Origin of the sequence: Cellvibrio fibrivorans (assembly GCF_031457055.1) — a bacterium.
Lineage (GTDB): Bacteria > Pseudomonadota > Gammaproteobacteria > Pseudomonadales > Cellvibrionaceae > Cellvibrio > Cellvibrio fibrivorans.
In genome coordinates this window covers 346369-366293 of sequence record NZ_JAVDVX010000004.1, presented here as the reverse complement: position 1 = coordinate 366293, position 19925 = coordinate 346369, and the positions used below count along the sequence as shown (strand labels likewise).

The window sequence follows — 19925 nt, the reverse complement described above, 5'->3', positions numbered from 1 at the left end:
TTACTTAACTCCTGGCGCGCACCTGGGTGAGTGCGTGGATAACACCACGTAACTCTGCCAACCCTTTCATTCTGCCCAGATACGAGTAACCGGGTTTAACGTTAGGTTGATCTGCTTCTTCTAATAACAAGTGGCCATGATCAGGGCGCATAGGAATTTCATAATTGGCAACACCATTGAGTTTGCGGCGTTGTTCTTCTGCCAGTAATGCATCGATCAAACCGACCATATCGTTATCGCCGCCCAAATGTTCCGCTTCATAAAAGGAACCATTTTCCTCACGAGTGACGTTACGGAGATGGGTGAAATAAATGCGTGGTCCAAATTCTTTTACCATGCCGACTAAATCATTATCAGCGCGCGCGCCAAAAGAACCTGCGCACAGCGTCAGGCCGTTGGCCGGGCTGGGTACGCCATCTAAAATCAATTTCACATCATGACGGGTTGATACCACGCGCGGTAAACCAAACAGCGAGAATGGTGGGTCATCCGGGTGAATACACATATTTACCCCGGCAGCTTCGGCCGAGGGGATTACCTCTTTCAGAAATTGCCACAAATTATTGCGTAGGCCGTCTTCGCCCAGCGCGATAAATTCACTGATAGCGGCACGGATTGAGGCGCGCGTGTAACTGCCTTCGCCGCCGGGTAACCCTGCGATAATATTTTTTTCCAGCAAGGCGACTTGGGCATTGCTCATGCTTTTGAAATAGGCTTCTGCTTCGGCCACTAATTCGGGACTGTAGTTCTGCGCGGCATTATTACGCTGCAAAATAAACACGTCGTAGGCAACAAAATCCACCATATCAAAACGCAGTGCCGAGCCGGTATTTTCCAAATGGTAATCAAGGTTAGTCCGCGTCCAGTCAATGACTGGCATAAAGTTGTAACACACGACTTTCACGCCGGCTTTACCGGCATTGACGAGGGATTTTTTATAGTTCTCTATATAGTGCGCATAGTTACCGGTGCGTGTTTTGATATCGTTGTGTACAGGAATGCTTTCAATTACCGCCCACTTCAGGCCAAAGCTTTCGATGATATTTTTGCGCGCTAGGATTTTATCCAGCGGCCATTCGTCCCCGGTCGCCACCTCAATCAAGGAACTCACAATGCCGGTAGCGCCAGCCTGCGCCACCTTGGGAAGTGTTACCGGGTCTTTCAGGTCAAACCACCGCCAGGTTTCTATCATCTCTGCTCTCTCGCTCCGGGAATTGGATATTTTGGTGATACGGCCAATAAGGTGGTAAGGCCACTATGCCATTTAACCAGAGTGGGTTGTTTATCGCAAGCTGCGCAGCGTTCGTGAACCAGGGGAAAGTGATGTTGTCGGATGAGGGTGGGGTTGGTGCAATCTAACGACCATTTGAGCTGGAACCCCGGATTGATGCTATACATAGGTTTAAGGCAGATAAAGGAGGCTCGATGTGCGTAAAAACTATCTTTTTATTGACTACGAAAATGTTCAGCCTGAATCCATTGCCGGTCTGGAAAAAGGCAATTTTTATATCCTCATATTCCTCGGCGCCAACCAATCCAAACTCAACACTCAGCTCGTCCGCTCGCTACAGCCTCTGGGAACCCGCGTTGAATACATCATTCTCTCCGGCAACGGCAAAAACGCACTCGATTTTCACATCGCGTATTACATCGGGGAGCGCGCTGCGATCGAGCCAGATGCTTACTTTCACATAGTCTCCAAAGACGCAGGTTTTGACCCGCTGATCCAACATCTGAAAGACCGCAACATCCTTGCTTCTCGCTCCAGCAGCATTGGCGAAATTTCCATCTTGCAAACGTCCAGCTTAAAAACCTTGCCCGAACGAACCAGCGTTGTAAAAGCCCGTCTCGCCCAAATGGAAGGCAAGCCCAACACCGTAAAAACCCTCTCCAGCACCATCAATGCACTTTTTCAAAAAACCTTGAGTGAAGATGAAGTGGAAATGGTGGTGAAGGATTTGTGCGGTAAGGGTGTGATAGCGATTATTAACAAAACGCGTGTGACCTATTTGCAGAAGTAGCAAAGAGGGAAATTATTTGTAAGTTCTCGTCGTCGTGACAGCAGCGGATTAATTTTTAGTGGCATTCCAATCCGGTTCTTTCAAACCCTGCATGCAGGCTTTCACTTCATGATCAATAATATTGTTGGGTTTAATGCAATCTTTGATGCTGCGCTTTATTTTGATTTCAGATGTGTGTTTCGGGTTTTTAAGTAGGGCTTCCTTATTGGTGGCGGCCCTGCAAGCTGTGTCTCGCGTAGATTGATTTTCAAACGTAGCATTGTTGTTGGAAATATCGATCCAGCGATTACAGGTGGCAATCAGCTGTTGCAGCTCGGCATCTTTATTGTCACTTCTTAAATGGTTTATCGGGGTATAGCTAGTGGTGTTACTCGGCTGCCCTCGTGCGACAGATATAGGTCCCGGGGTAGTCCCTTGGCATTTCGCGAGTTGACTTTGCAGATAGCTTTTCTGTTTTTGCAGCCTTCGTTGTTGATCGGCATTACCGCCATTGTTGCTCCATCGGCTGACTTGATTTATCTGTTGTCTCCAGTAAGTGCAGTCATTTGCAGTTGCAATCGATGGCATAACACTGCCAATAAAAAGTATTGTGATAATGACTCTATTCAATTTTTTCTCCATTGATACGCGATCTTTTGTGAGTTTGTAAGTGGCCACCTATTCACCTTTTATTTCCGGTTTTTTACTCGTAGCAAAAATCCGCTCGGCAGGGATGCGCAGTTGTTGCAGTAGATACGTTGAAAATTCCGGCGAATAACCTTGTTTTTCAATTGAACGCTCCATGCACAGCAACCACGCATCGCGTTCCGCTTCACCTATCGGTAAGTGAGCGTGATCACGGGGAATATTAATACTGCCGTATTTTTCATGATAAAGACTCGGCCCGCCCATCCATCCGCACAAAAACAGTGTTAGCTTATCGCGTGATTCAGCGAGATCCGTTTTGTGCATCTTGCGGATAGTCGCTGCTTCCGGTAGTGCATCCATTTCCTGATAAAAATCATCAACCAATTGGCGTATACCGTCGATGCCCCCGGCTGCTTGGAAGGATGTATCGGAAAAACCGTAGAGTGGGGTGGTAGTCAATTTATATGCCTATTTACTGTAAAGAGTGCACAAATATAACGCATTTGTTTGAGTTGATTCGCGACTATTAAGGCTTTTTAGATAATCAATATGTCGGTGTTGAGGTGGAAATAGGCTAGGCTTAGATAGTCGAAACGGTCGAAAAACCTACTCATTAATCTCAAATATCATGTAACTAACCCTATCATGCCCACTAATAGATTTTCTGGTTTCCCTCGGCGGCGAGCATCAGATCAGGATACGTTGATCGATGCCCAGCTAGTTGAGTTGGCTTATCAAAATCTTCCTGCGATGGTGGCTGTAAATATAGCTGCAACACTGGGTGTTGTGTTTTTATTGCATGCAGCGGGTGCGAGTGGTATCCGGCTTTGGTTTGGATTGGTCCTTCTGCTGAGTATGTTGCGTTTAATTTCCTGGGTGCTGTTTAAAAAGTATGGTTCGGTCGCCAATGGTTTAACTGCGAGTGAGTTAACCGCAAATGGCTCGCGTCAATATTCAGCTACATGGATGTTGCTTTATACACTAGGGCTCCTGTCGGCTGCACTTATTTGGGTCTGGCTGCTGTATATCACATTCCAGTCGACCGCCTCAGAAGTGAAATTCATTGTTATAGTGACTATCTCGTCGCTTGCCGGTGGCGCCACAGGTATTACTGCGCCGCTAAAATATGCAGGCCGAATCTATATAACAATTTTATTGGTTCCTTCCTCAATAATTATTTATTCGGCGTCGAATGAATACTGGGTTCTCTCCGCTTTGGCCATCGTCTTTTGGGGAGCGATGATTGTTAATCATCGCAATAACCACCGCGTGCTGTTGAAAAGTTTGACCTTGCAACTGGAAAATAAACAACTCATCAATAATTTACAAACTCTTAATGCAGACCTCGAGCAGCGAGTTCACCAGAGAACTGAAGCGCTTAAACAGATCGCGCATCATGACGCGCTTACCGGGTTGCTAAATCGGCCGGGATTAATTGATTGGATGGAGAAAAATCTCAGTGCTGAAAATCCACATGAGGCAGCGGTTCTGTTTCTTGATCTGGATAGATTCAAACAAATTAATGATGCACTTGGTCATGAAATTGGTGATCAAGTGTTGCGTATGATTGCGCATCGTTTTAACGATGTGTGCCCAAGTGATGCGATTGTTGCCCGCTGGGGCGGCGATGAGTTTCTATTGATTACAGAGCAGTCTACTAATGCGCGTGAGCGTGCTGATCTGATCGCGCATCAACTCATTGAGGTCGCCACTGCACAATTTAAAATATGCGATGAATCCTTAGGCGTTGGCTTAAGTGTAGGAATGGCTTATTTTCCAACAGATGCCGCTGATTTTCAGGATGTTATTCACGCTGCAGATTTGACGGTTGCGGAAGTCAAACGAAGTGGGCGCGGGCGTAGTCTTATCTATGACGATATATATGCGCAAACCCAGAAGCGTCGATTTGATTTGGGTAGAGCCTTATCAGAGGCGCTCAAGCAAAATGAATTAACACTTGCCTATCAGCCGGTGGTGAATGTGTTAACCGGTGATGTTGAAGCCTTAGAGGTTTTGTCTCGTTGGCATCATAAAACTCTTGGTGTAATCGACCCTTGCGAATTTATTAATTTGGCTGAAGAGACCGATAGAATCAACGCATTAGGTGATTGGGTCTTGTATGAGTCGTGTCTTAAGTTCAGCGAGTGGGTCCCGCAAGGTTCTGCAATTAAACTGGCGGTCAATGTTTCAATAAAACAGTTGCTCACTCCCGGCTTTTCGGCGCGCGTCAATAGCATATTAATAGAAACGGATTTTTCTGCTAAATCACTTATTTTGGAAGTGACGGAAAGTCTATTTGGTGAGGAGCATCTGGATGCAACCTTGAAAACAGTAGTGACGCTACGTGAGATGGGAATAGACGTATATATCGATGATTTTGGAACGGGGTATTCTTCACTTTCTCGCCTGCATGAATTCCCTGTTACCGGCATTAAGATTGATCGATCATTTACCGCGCAGGTGGATAGTCAGGGTGTTGTTATTATCGAGAGCGCAATGTTAATTGCACAGCGCATGAATTTGAAAGTCATTGTCGAGGGCGTTGAATCAATTAGTCAGTTGAAAAAACTGTCTAGCTTGGGAGTGGTGGCTATGCAAGGTTATTATTTTGGTCGTCCTTCACCCATACCGCATATTGAGTCCATTAAACCTATTTGGTGTGATGTCTTCTTGAAAGAATAATGTTTTTTCAAGTTCTGAGTTTCGCTATCGATTTTGCAAAAAAGCGTTCTATTGCGTAAAGAAAGTTATAAAAACAAATGCCCCGTCTTCACATAAATCAATGCTCCATCGTCTTTTGTGAAGGGGTGATGTTGGCTTAGGTGTGGGCTGCGGAGCCATGAGCCTTTCGGGTATAGGCCGTGTTCGTCATGAAATGTCCCTTCCACTACAAATATTTCTTCTCCGCCCCAATGCCGGTGGCTGCTGAATTGTGTATTCGGTGCCCATTTTACTAGGGCGACGTGTTCACCTTCGAAGTCATGCAAGGGCATTACGCTTAATCCATCTACTAGCCCTTGGCGCCATGGGGTTGTATGGGTGTCGATGACGGTTTGTGTGGTATCGGCTGCGTTGAATTGTTGCAATTTGACAAAAATAATCGCGCCTTCTTTACCAATTTTCGGTGTGTGCGTTGTCCCTATCGGGTTTCTCACATAACTGCCTTTTTCGTAGCTGCCATTCTCGTCAGAAAAAACGCCATCGAGAACAAAAAATTCTTCTCCACCTGAATGCGTGTGCGCTGAAAACTCACTAAAAGGCGCATAGCGAACAATCGATGTCGCGCGCGCAACTTCATCGCCAATCCGGTCGAGCATCATGCGCTCAACACCGGCCATGGGCGATGCAACCCAGCGATAATCTTCAGGCCGAATCACGATGCGTTGTGAAAAATCTGCATTGAGTCGATTGGTCATTACTTAAGTAGTCTCTTGCATTAATTGCGTCAGAATCTGTTTGTAATTCTCAGTACCTTGCGCACCCGTCACCAGGTGGCGGCGATTAAATACGATTGCCGGTACACCACGGATGCCAGCATCTATCCAAAACTTTTCGGCAGCGCGCACGTCATTGGCAAAGCGTTGATCTCGCAATACGGCCACAGCTTCGTCTCGCGCCAAGCCAATTTCTGCTGTTATATCCGCCAACACTTGATCGTCAGACAAATTTCGGCGATGGGTAAAATGTGCTGCAAAAAATGCTTGCTTCAAATCCTGCTTGCGCCCTTGTTGATCTGCCCAATGCAGTAGTTGATGCACATTAAATGTGTTGTGCATGCGCATATCGTCGGTAAAACAAAACTCAAATCCCAACTCGGCGCCAACCACCGTTATATGGTTTCGGTTAGCGTCCGATTGCTCTTTGGTCGAGCCATATTTCTCTGCCAAATGTTCACGCAAATTTTGGCCTTCTGCAGGCATATCGGGGTTCAGCTCGAAAGGCTGCCAGTGAAGTTCATAGGGTATTGCAGTTTCCGCCAGAGCGCGTTCCAGCTGCCGGTAGCCAATAATGCACCAGGGGCAGACAACATCGGACACTATGTCTATACGGAGTTTGTTTGGGGTGGTGGTCATGGGGTAGGCCTGTATTGCGTAGCATATTGGGGTATTATTGTTGCAGTGTTTGCGCCGTGAATACAGCAGAAATATAAAACATCATCTCATGTAGCTGTATCCAAATGCGGTCACCACTGGCCAGGATTTTAGATTTTATACATTAACTAATAAGAGATATCAAAAAATGGAATTATTAAAAATTGAAGAGATTATCAATTTATATCTATATCGTAGCAAATCTGTTTCAGTTGATTTACCTAGTGGCTCTATTAGGCGACTTAAACACTGCCGTTTATCACGACTCTACGAATGGAAAATCATGAAAAAAACTCTCGCTCTATTCTTGTTTGCACTTATTTCCTTTCAAGTTGGTGCGATTGAGCTTAGCGACCCTTCAAATAGAGTTTCGTGCCCAGAGCTAGATAATAGTTTTATGTGTGCACAAAGGATCGAAAAAAGTATTATTGAATTGAACAAAGAAATAGTATCGAGAACAGATGGTGTTCTCGAAATACGTTCCTTGTCAGGTCAACTCTATAAAGTAAAGGAGAATAGCGGAGAAGACGATGTAGATTACATGGAGCATTACTTGGCCGTCGGAATATCCGACGATAAGAGATTTGTGTCGCTATTTGTTCAATATTCTGAAGGTAATTCATGGGCAATTTTTGATAGAAATACGAGTATTTTAACTAATGTTTGCGGTTACCCTATTTTCTCACCAAAAAAGGGTTATATCGCGTTTTCTGAAATGAATCCATATTCGGAAATGACTCCCACATGTCTTCAGATTTATGAAATTGGGGAGGTTGCAATAAAAGAAGTTTTTGATGCAAAAATGGGGAATGAGTGGTGGTCTGATAAAGTAAAATGGGAAGGAGAAAAAAAGTTCATCTTTGAAAGAGTCAAATGGAACCCTTTGTGGGCTGAAGAAGGTCAACCCGATTTTCAGTCAGAAAGTTATAGCCTTAAGCTTGATGATGGAAAGTGGCTAATGGTTCCGAATTAAATTGCAACAAGCAATTAAATGTGAATGTAATTTTCATTCTGGATTTTTGCAAAAAAAAGTGTTTTATAAGGGGGGGTAGGCTGCGGACATGTGTCATGTTGGGCATTGCTGCCTTCGCGGCCCGACCCAACCTACGTTAGATCATCGTTTGTAAACGTTTCGCCGCAACCCCATGCCTCGCCATTACATCATTAATATCAACATCCACCATTTCGCCATTTTTTACTTTCCACTCTCCAGCAACCATTACGTAATCCGCTTTGTGGGCGCCGCATAGAATTAATGCGGCGAGTGGGTCGCCGTGGCCGGAGAAGCGGGGTTGGTTTAGGGAAAATAGGGCGAGGTCGGCTTTTTTGCCGACGGCGAGTTCGCCGAGTTCGGGGCGGTGTAATAATTTTGCGCTACCAGAGGTTGCGAGTTTTAGAGCATCGATATGCGTGAAATTCGCGGAGCCGTAGCGGAGTTTTTGGAGCAGCATGGCTTGGCGAACTTCTTGAATCATATTGGAGCCGTCGTTGGATGCAGAGCCATCGACACCCAAACCGACCGGTGCGCCTGCGCGTTGTAAATCGCGAGTGTGGCACATGCCGGAGGCGAGGAGCATGTTGGAGGTGGGGCAGTGGCAGACGCCGACGTAGGCGTGGCCCAAGCGTGCAATTTCTTCTTCATTAAAATGAATGCCGTGGGCAAGCCAGACGCGGTTGTTTAACCAGCCTACATCATCCAGATAATCCACCGGGCGCATACCAAATTGTTTCAGGCAGAAATTATTTTCATCTTCGGTTTCACCTAGATGGGTGTGCAGCAACACATCTTTTTGTTGCGCGAGCACAGCGGTTGCACGCATTAAATCTGGCGTTACAGAAAAAGGTGAGCAAGGAGCGAGGGCGATTTTGCAAAAGGAATCTTCGCTGGTGTCGTGATAGCTATTAATTAAACGCTCGCTTTCGCTGAGGATTTTTTCATCGCTCTCCACCACCGAATCCGGTGGCAAACCCCCTTTGGATTGGCCGAGGCTCATGGAGCCGCGTGTTAAGGTTACGCGGTTGCCGATGGTTTTGGCGGCGGCAACTTGCGCATCAATCGCGTGCGGCATAATGCTGCTGAATACATAGTGATGATCGGCGGCTGTGGTACAACCTGACAGCAATAATTCGCTTAACGCTAATTGCGTAGATGCAAAAATTGCCTCGTCATTTAAATTTGACCAGACCGGATAGAGCGCTTGTAGCCAGGGAAATAATTCTTTGTTGAGTGCGCCGGGCAGTGCGCGGGTGAGCGTTTGGTAAAAGTGGTGATGGCAATTAATCAGACCCGGCAAAACCACATGGTCAGAGGCATCGAAACTGTAATCGTAAACGCTATCGGGTGATTTCCCTGCGGCAACCAATTCAATAATGTTATTGCCTTGAATCACCAAGCCATTGCTGGCGTCTTGTGAATTACCTGTCCAACAGGCGCGCGGATGTTTAATCCAGATGGCAGCACTGTGTGTGCTGCCGTAAGCAGAAGATGTCATTGGGGTTTACTACTGGTTGCAGTGAAAAATTAGGCGGCAGGTGGTTCTGTCGCGGGTGGTTTGAGGCCGCAGCCTTTTAAAATCATATGGCTTAAAAAATCGGAAATATCTTTGATCATATCCGGCTCATATTCTGCCCGGTTCATCACCGTGAGAATTTTCACATCGAAATCCGCGTAGTGTTGCGTCGATGACCAGATTAAAAAAATCAAATGCATAGGATCGACCTTGTCCATGCGCCCGAGTTCAATCCACTGCTCGATTATCTGCACCTTGCGGCGTACGAACTGGCGCATCTCGGTGCGGATATAACCTTTCAAATGTGGCGCGCCCTGAATCATTTCCATCGCATAAAGTTTTGATGCGCGTGGATGGGTATAAGACAGCTCGACTTTTTTGCGAATAAAACGATCCAATACTTCAGCGGGATCATCATCTACCGTGATTTCACCGAGCAGGTCGTTCCACAAATTAATAATGTTATCGAGCACCGCGACGTACAAATTCGTTTTACTTTTAAAGTAATAATGCACATTGGCTTTGGGGATGCCCGCGCGGTCGGCGATGTTCTGGATACTCGCGCCGCGAAAGCCATTGTGTACAAATTCTTCCTCTGCCGCGTTAATAATATTGGTGAGATTGCGATCGCGGATTTTGCCCGGTTTGTATTTTCCGGTGGGCGTTTCAGTGGGATTAAAATCCAGCGATGTTTCTGCCTTTTTAGTCACCATAGTTTTTACCGTCGCACTCTTACTGGTAGGGATGGCTTTGCCGGTCGTTGTCTTTTTGTTGCTGGGTGCCGCTACTGCATTGTTTGCGCTTGGTGTTTTTACCGCTGTGGTCTTGGTTGCCATTGTTATTGTTTCTCGCGTTAAAGTGCGGCTGTGTGCGACTAACTAATTAAGCTTATTAATAGCTAGGTCGATACAGCCGCGTCGTTAGTGTTACTGCGGAATTTTCCCTTCAATACCTTTTACATACCAATTTTGCTGATGCAATTCTTCATCGCTCAGGGATTTCCCTTCTGCGACTTTCAGCGTGCCTGCCTGATCATAAATAGGGCCTTGATAGACAGCGCGTTTGCCCGCGATCATTTCCATTTTATACGCATCTACTTTGGCGACAACCTCTTTCGGCACTACCGGATTCATCGGCGAGAGTGCGACTACATTTTCTTTCAAGCCATGCCAAATTGCCTCTGGCTTCCAGGTGCCATCCAATACCGCTTTGATTTTTGCGCTGTAAATACTCTCCCAGTGTTGGGTAGATGAGGTCAAATGGGTTTTGGGGCCATAAGCGCTCATATCGGAATTGAATCCAACCGAGTAAATGCCTTTGGCTTCTGCAGCTTGAATGGTGGCCGCAGAGTCAGTGTGCATGGTGAGTACATCGGCACCTTGCAATATCAAACTTTCCGCCGCTTCGCGCTCTTTGGCTGGGTCGTGCCAGGTGTTGACCCAGACCACTTTCATTTTGACATTCGGATTCACCGCTTGCGCGCCGAGCATAAAGGAGTTGATGCCGCGAATCACTTCGGGAATCGGAAATGCGCCTACGTAACCGATCACTTCTTTTTTACTCATAGCGCCAGCGACCATACCGGCGAGGTAGCGGCCTTCGTAATCGCGCGCTTGATAATTACCGACGTTGGCGGCAGTTTTATAACCGGTGGCGTGTTCGAATTTTACTTTGGGAAACATTTTGGCCACTTTAATAGTGGGGTTCATGTAACCAAATGAGGTGGTGAAAATTAAATCGTAACCGCGTGAGGCCATATTGCGAATCACACGCTCGGCGTCTGCACCTTCGGCCACGCTTTCAACAAAAGTGGTTTCGATTTTATCGCCAAATTCTTTTTGCACAATTTTGCGCGCTTCATCGTGTTGGTAAGTCCAACCGGCATCGCCAATCGGGCTGACGTAAACAAAACCGACTTTTAACGGCGCAGCGAAGACGCTGGCGCTAAGAGTGAGCAGCGAGGCTGCACCCAGCAACCGGAGAAATGTTTTTCGTGTTAACAGGGTCATGATGGTTCCTCTTGTGATGTTTTGGTTTTTTTAAAAATTTAGCTGTTACAAATTTATTTGAGTGGATGCCAATTTATTTCAACGGATGATAGGGTTGCCCGAGCGAGCGCGGCGCAAATAAGCCCTGATTTTTTTGGCGATACATCATCATCACCAACACAATAATCGTGATTACATAGGGCAACATGGCGAGCAGGTTGGGCGAAATTTCATAACCGTAACCCTGCAATAACAAATGCAGGATACTCGCAAAACCAAATAGCCAGGCGCCGAATAAAATGCGCTCGGTGCGCCAGCTGGCAAATACCACTAACGCCAGTGCAATCCAACCGCGCCCGGCCGCAATCCCCTCTGACCACATGGGCGTGTAAGCGAGAGATAAATAAGCACCCGCTAATCCCGCCATGGCTCCACCAAACATGACTGCGCAGTAGCGCACCACCATTACTTTGTAGCCCAGTGCGTGGGCAACTTCTGGGTTCTCGCCGACGGCGCGGATAATTAATCCCAAACGTGTGTAACGCATCACCACAAATACAGCGGCAAATAAAATAAACGAGAGATACACCAATAAATCCTGCGCAAATAATGCCTGGCCGATAAGTGGGATATCGCTTAAAAACGGAATCGCAATTGGCGCAAAACCAGTAACGGTTTGGCCTACATAAGCGGCGCCAAGAAAAGCGCTTAAGCCTGTGCCGAAAATGGTGAGTGCAAGGCCGGTGGCGACTTGATTGGAAATTAAAGTGAGTGCGATAAACGCAAAAATTAATGAGACAAAAATACCTGCTGCAACGGCAGCGAGCACTCCCAAACCCAAACTACCACCCGCATAAGCGGCGATAAATCCGCAGGCGGCACCCACTAAAATCATGCCCTCTTGCCCGAGGTTTAATACGCCTGAACGCTCCGACATCATCGCGCCCAGCGCCACTAACAGCAGCGGCGTGCCGGTGCGCACCATTGCGAAGAGAATATTTTCGATCAAACCTATATCCATAAAATCTTACCTGTGTTCTTAATTTTATTGCGAGTTATTGAGTGATAGCTGAAGGTTTAACGCTGCGCGAATTCGGTACCACGCGATAGCTAATCAACAAGTCACAGGCAAGCAGATAGAACAGCAACATGCCCTGGAATAATCCGGTGATGGATTTTGGTAAACCCTGATCGATTTGCGCCATCTCGCCGCCGAGATAAGTCAGCCCTAGTAAACAACTGGCGAGCAAAATGCCGAGCGGATGCATGCGCCCCATAAACACCACAATAATGGCGGCGTAACCATAACCAAGTGAAAGCGTGGGGATCAGTTGCCCTACCGGACCATTGGTTTCAGAAATCGCTGCTACCCCGGCCATGGCGCCACTGAAACACAGCAGCAACCAGATTAATTTTTTGCTATTAAATCCCGCAAAGCGCGCAGCGTTGTGGTTCTCGCCCATCACACGCAATTGAAAGCCGAGTAGCGTGCGCGTGAGCACCACCCAAATCACCACCAACATAAACAGCGCAATAAAAATGGCGATGCTCACGCGATAATCCTCAAATAACACCGGTAATAATGTCTGGCTCGCAAACAGTGCTGACTCGGGAAAATTAAGCCCGTCTGGATCTTTCAGAGGGCCATGCACTGCCCAGAGCAATAAATTTACCGCTATATAATTGAGCATAATCGTGGTGAGAATTTCATTGGCGTTGAATCGTGTCAGTAGAAGCGCCGCAATTGCCGCCCAAGCCATACCGGCGAGTGCACCGCTGGCGATAATCACCGGCAGTACCCAAAAGCCTTCGCTCTCCGCCAGTTGTAATGTCACCGCTCCACCAATTAATGCACCAAAAACAAATTGGCCTTCAGCGCCGATATTCCAGATTTTTGCTTTAAAGCAGAGTGTTAAACCAATTGCACAGAGCAACAGCGGTGTGACTTTTACCGCAAGCTCAGAAAGACCATAGAGGTCGCTGATCGGTGCAATAAAAAACGTGTAGAGGCTGCCGAGCGGTGGGCGGCCGAGCAATGCAAATAATAAGGCGCCGGAAATTAGCGTTAATAAGAGCGCGAGCAGCGGCGACAAATACACCATCAGCTGCGAATCGTGCAGGCGTTTTTCAATGCGCATGGGCCACCTCCGCCGCAGCAGTGTCTGTAGAGATGCCTGTAGATAGAGTGCCAAAATTCCCGGTCATCCACTGGCCGAGTTGCGCGAGTGGGACAGCAGATTTTGGTGCGAGCGGTGATAAGCGCCCGCCGCACAATGCGCCGAGTCGATCAGCCAATAAATAGAGTTCGTCGAGGTCTTCGCTGATCACCAAAATCGCGGCGCCTTTGTCGCGCAATTTAATCAACTCCTGGTGGATTAAATTCGCAGCGCCTACATCAACGCCCCAGGTAGGATGAAAACACACCAACACGTTTGGATTCTGCAAAATCTCGCGGCCGATAATAAATTTTTGCAAGTTACCACCGGAGAGACTTTTGGCGCTGGCCTCGGCGCCTGTTGCTTTGACTTTGTAAGTTGAGATGATCTCGGCAGCGCGCGCTTTTATTGCGGGCCAATTCAGCCAGCCGAATTTTCCGGTTTGGTTGATATAACTGGTTAACAAATTATTTTCGGTCAGACTCATATTGCCGAGAGCGCCGCGCCCGATACGGTCAGCGGGGACAACGCCTAGCCCCATATTGCGCCGCTCCTGCACACTGGTATTGCCAATATCTTTTCCGTGAAAAATTAAACTGCCGCTATCGCTGCCCAGCTCGCCATTAATTAAATCCACCAATTCATCTTGCCCGTTACCGGCAACCCCAGCGAGGCCGAGAATTTCGCCCGCATGTAATTGCAATTCAATATCCTGCAAGTGAATAGCAAAGGCATCGCGCGGTTTTACTTCAATCTTATCGAGTGCGAGCAGGCATTCACCGGCGTTGCCAGCGGGCATGGTGTCTTGTAATTCCAATTCATCGCCGAGCATCAAGCGCGCCATTTCGCCAGGGCTGGTTTCGCGGGGAATACAGGTGCCCGTCACCTTGCCGCCGCGCAGTATGGTGGCCTTGTCGCAGAGTGCATTTACTTCGTGCAATTTGTGCGAGATAAATAAAATGCTGCACCCTTTGTGCGCGAGTTTTTTTAATACCTCGATCAGCTGCGCTACCTCGGGGGGAGTGAGTACGGCGGTGGGCTCATCGAGAATTAAAAGTTGGATGTCTTGCAACAGGCAGCGAATAATTTCTACGCGCTGCTGTTCACCGACCGACAGGCTGTGTACGAGGCGGTCAGGATTTATCGCGAGGCCGTATTCATCGCCCACCGCAAGAATGCGTGCGCGCAGTAAATCGAGCGTGCCGTATTCTGCAGGCGTTAAATAGAGCGCGATATTTTCGGTCACTGTTAATGTTTCAAATAACGAGAAGTGCTGGAACACCATGCCCATGCCGAGTTGGCGAGCGTGAGCCGGGCCGGTGATGTTGACCTCGCGATCATTCCAGGTCATTTGCCCGGAATCGGGTTTTACTACACCGTAGATCATTTTCATCAGCGTACTTTTACCCGCGCCGTTTTCCCCCAGCAGCGCATGAATTTCCCCTGGCGCCACTTGCAGGCTCACCGCGTCATTCGCGATGCAGCCCGGATAGGCTTTGGTGAGGGAAAGCAATTCAAGGCGCATGGCCTTTTTTTCAGACATAAACCAACTCGCTCATAAACCTGACTATCTGGACAAAAAGATAGACTGGTTTGAGCAAATTGCATGCCAGCGCCTGCGAAATACCTGCCTCTGTAAAAAACTCATAAAAAATTGTCTATCTGGCCAGACTTTTGCTTTGGGTGATAAAGCGAGGATGGAGAGAAAGCGGTTTGGCTGAAATCGGCTATAACCATTTAAAGGTTCTTCGCCCTGAATCATGGGTCGATCTGTTGGAGGAAAGTCTGTGCGGTTTGTGGTGAACAATGTTCCAGTTGAGTTGGCGGAGGCAGCGGCAGATCTGACGCTGTTGCAGTACCTGCGTAGCCAGCAGCATCTGATGGGCACCAAAGAGGGTTGCGCCTCGGGTGATTGCGGCGCCTGCACTGTGTTGGTTGGCCGCAAAGGCGTGGATGTTATGGCTTACAGCACAGTCAACGCCTGTATTTGCCCGCTCGGCAGTCTGCAGGATTGCCATATTGTGACGGTAGAAGGTTTGGCGGCAGCGCCGCAAGAAATGCATCCTGTGCAGACGGCGATGGTGGAATGCCACGGTTCCCAGTGCGGTTTTTGTACGGCCGGTTTTGTTGTGTCGCTCGCGGGACTGCAATTGGCGGGCGGCGCGGATTTGGCCGAGGCTGATATTGCGGTGCAACGTGCAGCGGTGATTGATGCAATCTCGGGCAATTTGTGTCGCTGTACGGGTTATCGCCCGATTATCGATGCCGGCCTGTCCGCCCTTAAAAAACCTGCCCAAGTGGCCAGTTTTGTGCAAAATTGGGTGCCATATGCACCTTTAGCGGGCATAGATGGCGAGCCTGCGCGCGCTTACGGCAGAAACTTGTCCGATGGCGTCAGCGATTATTGGCAGCCACATACCGAAGCGGCACTACAGCATTTGCTGGTTGAATATCCGCAGGCGCGCCTTGTTGCCGGTGGAACCGATTTGATGCTGGAAGTTACCCAGCAATACAAGTCACTTCCGCAACTGATTGACCTTAATCGCATCGACAGCCTCTGCGCAATCCACATCAGTGACGATGAGGTTGTATTAGGTGCAGCGGCAAATTACAGCACTATCGAAAAAGCGCTAGCGAATCTCTCGCCGGAATTTGTTGCATTGCTCGCACGTTTGGGCTCGCGCCAAATTCGCAATCGCGGAACGCTAGGAGGCAATATTTGTAATGCCTCGCCGATTGCCGATGCTCCGCCGTATCTATTGGTGATGGATGCCGAGCTGGAAATAGTTGATAGCAGTGGTAATGCTCGTCGTGAATTGCTGACGAATTTTTATCGCGACTACAAAAAAACAACGCTGGGCGTTGGTGAATATCTCGCGCGTATTCGCATTGCACGTGCGCAACTCGCACAGCCACTCAAATTATTCAAAATCACCAAACGCTATGAAGACGATATTTCGGCAGTGATGGGGGCATTCTGTTGGGGTGGACAAACGTCTAACGAATTTAAAATTGCCTTTGGTGGAATGGCCGCGATTCCCAAGCGTGCCAGCATGACCGAACAATTTTTATCTAATACGGAATGGTGTGTGGCGGGTGATGTCGATGAAGAGATTCTTGCGCAAGCCTGTGATTTGTTGCACAGCGAATTTTCGCCCTTGAGCGATGTGCGCGCCAGCGCTGCTTACCGCATGGCCATGGCCTGCAATCTGCTCAAAAAAGCCTGTTATGAATTTGCGGCTGAAGCCTCGGGCAAAGCGCTTGAAACGAGGTTGTTTAGCCATGCGTAGAATCGTTGTTAATGCCGAATTATCGCCCGCTACTCATACGGGCAGTGCCGCCGGTGGAGTAGGCCATTCCATCGCGCATGAATCCGCACACAAACATGTGCAAGGTACGGCGGAGTATGTGGATGATTTACCGCTTATGCCCGGCACTTTATTTGTCGCCACCGGCCAATCCAGTAAACCCCATGCGCGTATTCGTGCGCTGGATTTGTCTGCGGTTAAATCCGCTCCCGGTGTTATTGATGTCATTGTGCAAGGCGATATTCCCGGCAAAGTGGATGTCGCACCTGTGTATGCGGGTGACCCCTTGCTTGCCGGTGATGTGGTGGAATTTATTGGGCAACCGATTTTTGCGGTGGCTGCGACCAGTTTTGTGGAAGCGCAACGCGCCGCACTCCTGGCAAAGATTGATTATGAAGAGTTGCCAGCGCAATTAACGGTGGAAGATTCACTCGCCGCACAAAGTTTTGTTTTGCCGCAGCACCAATTGCTGCTTGGCGACCCGGAGGCGAATATCGAATCCGCACCACATCAACTAAGCGGTGAGATTTATGTGCGTGGGCAGGAACATTTTTATCTGGAAGGACAAATCAGCGAAGCGAGACTGACGGAAGATGGCGGCATTCATGTTATCAGCTCATCGCAACATCCCACGGAACTGCAAAAATTAGTCGCTGAAGTATTGGCGATTCCATTTCATTTGGTGGTCGCTGAAGTTCGCCGAATGGGCGGGGGATTTGGTGGCAAAGAAAGTCAGGCCGCACCGCTCGCATGTATCGCCGCATTATTTGCACAGCGCAATCGCCGCCCGGTGCGCTACCGCATGCCGCGCCGCGATGACATGATCCAAACTGGCAAGCGTCACGATTTTTTAAATCGCTGGAAAGCAGGTTTCGACAGCGACGGAAAATTACTCGGTGTGGATATGTTGCTTGCGGGCAAGTGCGGGTTCTCACCGGATTTGTCGGAAGGCATTGTCGATCGCGCCATGTTCCATGCAGACAACGCCTACTTTTTAAATAACGCGCGCATTCTCGGCCTGCGCTGCAAAACTCACACAGTGTCCAATACCGCCTTTCGCGGTTTTGGTGGCCCAAAAGGGATGATGGCGATTGAAACCCTGCTAGAGGATATAGCGCGCGCACTTGGCAAAGACCCGCTTGATGTACGCAAAGCTAACCTCTATCAACCGGGTACGGATGAAACGCCTTATGGACAAAAAATCGAGCAACATGTATTGCCAGAATTAATTGAGCGCTTGGAAAAAAGTTCTGATTATCGCGCGCGCCGCGTCGCCATCACCGAATTTAATAACACCCATCGCACGCTTAAAAAAGGTATTGCCTTAACGCCGGTAAAATTTGGTATTTCCTTTACTGCCAAGCATCTCAACCAAGCTGGTGCACTTCTGCAAATTTATACCGACGGCAGTTTGCTGATTAACCACGGCGGTACCGAAATGGGGCAGGGGCTCTACACCAAAATCCAGCAAATTGTTGCCAGTGCATTTGGAGTGAGCGTGCATCGCGTCATGGTGTCATCGACACGTACGGATAAAGTGCCCAATACTTCACCCACGGCGGCGTCATCCGGTACTGATTTAAATGGGATGGCCGCCAAAGATGCCTGCGATAAAATCAAAGCCGATTTAATAGTGTTTGCGTGCGAGCATTTTAAAATCACGGCGGAACAAATCCAATTTAACAATGATGTGGTTGTGCTCGGTGAACAGGAGTTGGCTTTTCCTGCGTTTATCAAACTTGCTTACCTCAATCGCGTTGCGCTGTCGGCAACGGGGCACTATCGCACGCCCAAAATTTTCTATGATCGCGCTACCGCTAAAGGTCAGCCGTTTTTATATTTCGCCAATGGTGCAGCTGTGTCTGAAGTGACGCTCGATTGTTTGACGGGTGAATATAAAGTTGAACGTGTGGATATTTTGCATGACGTTGGTAAATCATTAAATCCTGCCATTGATATAGGCCAGATTGAAGGTGGTTTTATCCAGGGTATGGGTTGGCTGACCACAGAAGAATTATTGTGGGATGAAAAGGGCCGCATTATTTCCAATAGCCCTGCAAATTATAAAATTCCCACGGCGTTTGACGTGCCGGACATTTTTAATGTGGAATTATTTGATGAGCCAAATTTGGAAAATACCATACATTTATCCAAAGCGGTGGGTGAACCGCCGTTGATGTTGGCGATCTCGGTGTGGGCAGCGCTGCGCGATGCCTGCAGCAGTACGACTAATTATCAATTCAGCCCGCGTCTGGATACACCCGCAACACCCGAGCGAGTTTATTGGGCACTGCAAGAGTGCATTGCGTTTAATCAACCTGGTGAATCAAAAGCGTTAGTAACAAGAGGTGCAATCTAATGGCAATCCTCAACTGGTCAGCGGCAATCCAACACTGCCAACAACGTGGCAGTGGTTATGTGATCGCCACCATTATTAACACTCAGGGTTCAACACCGCGCGATGGCGGCAGCAAAATGGTGATCACCACCGATGCTACTTACGACACTATCGGCGGTGGCCAGTTGGAATTTTTATTGGTGCAGCAGGCGCGTGAACTGCTCGCGCAAAATAAAACCTGTCAGATATTAAAACCCATCCCGCTTGCAGCCGAAGCGGCGCAATGTTGTGGTGGCAATGTGACGGTAATGCTTGAAGCCTTTGCGGCCTGCAGTTGGCAGATTGCACTCTTCGGTGCAGGGCATGTATGCCAATCACTGGTGACTATTCTTGCGGGGCTGCCGTGTCAGGTTCGGGTTATCGATAATCGCCCGGAATTAATGACCAATAGTTTGCCAGCGAATTGCCGCTACGAATTTTATGCCGATCCCACTGAAACAATTGCGCACTTACCGGATGATGCCTGGGTGATTATTTTTACCCACGATCACGCCTTGGATTATGCACTGTGCAAAACATTGTTATCCGATCAGCGCTGGGCCTACGCAGGCATGATTGGTTCGCAAACCAAAGCGCTGCGTTTTCGCAAACGTTTGGTGGATGCCGGATTTGCAGCCCAAGCAATCGAAAAAATCTACAGCCCGATTGGTCTGCCTGAAGTAAAAGGAAAATTGCCGATGGAAGTGGCGGTATCCATAGCGGCGCAATTGCAAAGCTTGTATTACCAGCGTGTGACAGTGCAGTCAGGGCTCTCAACTTCATGGCGCGACATTAAAACGATTATGCAAGTGCAAAAGACAACGGGAATCTTGTGTGAATAGAGTGC

Annotated in this window: 17 protein-coding genes; 6 read left to right on the top strand and 11 right to left on the bottom strand. The window is 48.2% G+C overall.

The window, feature by feature from the left end:
• Positions 1-4: 4 nt before the first annotated feature.
• Complete coding sequence (gene uxuA / locus J2X05_RS12895) at positions 5-1192, bottom strand: mannonate dehydratase (RefSeq protein ID WP_310073065.1); 1188 nt, start codon at positions 1190-1192, stop codon at positions 5-7.
• A 235-nt stretch (positions 1193-1427) separates the two neighbouring features.
• Here uxuA and J2X05_RS12890 point away from each other — a divergent pair, with 235 nt between their 5' ends.
• A complete protein-coding gene (locus tag J2X05_RS12890) occupies positions 1428-2021 on the top strand; it encodes a PIN domain-containing protein (protein ID WP_310073063.1) in 594 nt (197 codons plus the stop codon).
• A gap of 48 nt (positions 2022-2069) precedes the next feature.
• On the opposite strand, the gene J2X05_RS12885 is transcribed toward J2X05_RS12890, so the two are convergent.
• Both J2X05_RS12885 and J2X05_RS12880 read right to left on the bottom strand, forming a co-directional pair.
• A complete protein-coding gene (locus J2X05_RS12885; RefSeq protein WP_310073060.1) occupies positions 2070-2678 on the bottom strand; it encodes a hypothetical protein in 609 nt (202 codons plus the stop codon).
• Positions 2679-3107, bottom strand: a complete 429-nt coding sequence (locus J2X05_RS12880; protein ID WP_310073059.1) for a group II truncated hemoglobin — start codon at positions 3105-3107, stop codon at positions 2679-2681.
• A 186-nt stretch (positions 3108-3293) separates the two neighbouring features.
• Here J2X05_RS12880 and J2X05_RS12875 point away from each other — a divergent pair, with 186 nt between their 5' ends.
• Positions 3294-5330 (top strand): putative bifunctional diguanylate cyclase/phosphodiesterase, encoded by a 2037-nt coding sequence (locus J2X05_RS12875; RefSeq protein ID WP_310073057.1) that lies wholly within the window; start codon positions 3294-3296, stop codon positions 5328-5330.
• Between the two features lie 65 nt (positions 5331-5395).
• Here J2X05_RS12875 and J2X05_RS12870 read toward each other — a convergent pair whose 3' ends face one another.
• Complete coding sequence (locus J2X05_RS12870) at positions 5396-6064, bottom strand: cupin domain-containing protein (protein ID WP_310073055.1); 669 nt, start codon at positions 6062-6064, stop codon at positions 5396-5398.
• Between the two features lie 3 nt (positions 6065-6067).
• Positions 6068-6721 (bottom strand): DsbA family oxidoreductase, encoded by a 654-nt coding sequence (locus J2X05_RS12865; RefSeq protein ID WP_310073052.1) that lies wholly within the window; start codon positions 6719-6721, stop codon positions 6068-6070.
• Between the two features lie 166 nt (positions 6722-6887).
• On the opposite strand from J2X05_RS12865, the gene J2X05_RS12860 reads away from it, so the two are divergent.
• Entirely contained in the window at positions 6888-7712 is an 825-nt protein-coding gene (locus J2X05_RS12860; protein WP_310073050.1) for a hypothetical protein, read from the top strand.
• A gap of 136 nt (positions 7713-7848) precedes the next feature.
• Here the strand turns inward: J2X05_RS12860 and J2X05_RS12855 are convergent, their stop codons facing one another.
• The 6 genes from J2X05_RS12855 to J2X05_RS12830 all read right to left on the bottom strand — a co-directional run bounded on the left by J2X05_RS12855 (position 7849) and on the right by J2X05_RS12830 (position 14936).
• Positions 7849-9231 (bottom strand): 8-oxoguanine deaminase, encoded by a 1383-nt coding sequence (locus tag J2X05_RS12855; RefSeq protein WP_310073046.1) that lies wholly within the window; start codon positions 9229-9231, stop codon positions 7849-7851.
• A 29-nt stretch (positions 9232-9260) separates the two neighbouring features.
• Positions 9261-10085 carry a TetR/AcrR family transcriptional regulator gene (locus tag J2X05_RS12850; protein ID WP_310073044.1) on the bottom strand — a complete coding sequence of 275 codons (825 nt, stop codon included), beginning with the start codon at positions 10083-10085 and terminating at the stop codon, positions 9261-9263.
• Positions 10086-10175: 90 nt separating this feature from the next.
• A complete protein-coding gene (locus tag J2X05_RS12845) occupies positions 10176-11258 on the bottom strand; it encodes a BMP family ABC transporter substrate-binding protein (RefSeq protein ID WP_310073042.1) in 1083 nt (360 codons plus the stop codon).
• Between the two features lie 73 nt (positions 11259-11331).
• Entirely contained in the window at positions 11332-12258 is a 927-nt protein-coding gene (locus J2X05_RS12840; RefSeq protein ID WP_310073040.1) for an ABC transporter permease, read from the bottom strand.
• A 34-nt stretch (positions 12259-12292) separates the two neighbouring features.
• Positions 12293-13375 carry an ABC transporter permease gene (locus tag J2X05_RS12835; RefSeq protein ID WP_310073038.1) on the bottom strand — a complete coding sequence of 361 codons (1083 nt, stop codon included), beginning with the start codon at positions 13373-13375 and terminating at the stop codon, positions 12293-12295.
• Positions 13365-14936: an ABC transporter ATP-binding protein gene (locus J2X05_RS12830; RefSeq protein ID WP_310073035.1), complete on the bottom strand. Its 1572-nt coding sequence runs from the start codon at positions 14934-14936 to the stop codon at positions 13365-13367. The genes J2X05_RS12835 and J2X05_RS12830 overlap by 11 nt, the downstream gene beginning before the upstream one ends.
• Positions 14937-15180: 244 nt before the next feature.
• Here J2X05_RS12830 and xdhA point away from each other — a divergent pair, with 244 nt between their 5' ends.
• From xdhA to xdhC, 3 genes are read left to right on the top strand one after another with little or no spacing between them, the layout of a single operon-like run.
• Complete coding sequence (xdhA, locus tag J2X05_RS12825) at positions 15181-16683, top strand: xanthine dehydrogenase small subunit (protein WP_310073034.1); 1503 nt, start codon at positions 15181-15183, stop codon at positions 16681-16683.
• Positions 16676-19060 carry a xanthine dehydrogenase molybdopterin binding subunit gene (gene xdhB / locus J2X05_RS12820; RefSeq protein WP_310073032.1) on the top strand — a complete coding sequence of 795 codons (2385 nt, stop codon included), beginning with the start codon at positions 16676-16678 and terminating at the stop codon, positions 19058-19060. Before xdhA ends, xdhB begins: the two co-directional genes overlap by 8 nt.
• Entirely contained in the window at positions 19060-19920 is an 861-nt protein-coding gene (gene xdhC / locus J2X05_RS12815; protein ID WP_310073030.1) for a xanthine dehydrogenase accessory protein XdhC, read from the top strand. Before xdhB ends, xdhC begins: the two co-directional genes overlap by 1 nt.
• Positions 19921-19925: the final 5 nt, after the last annotated feature.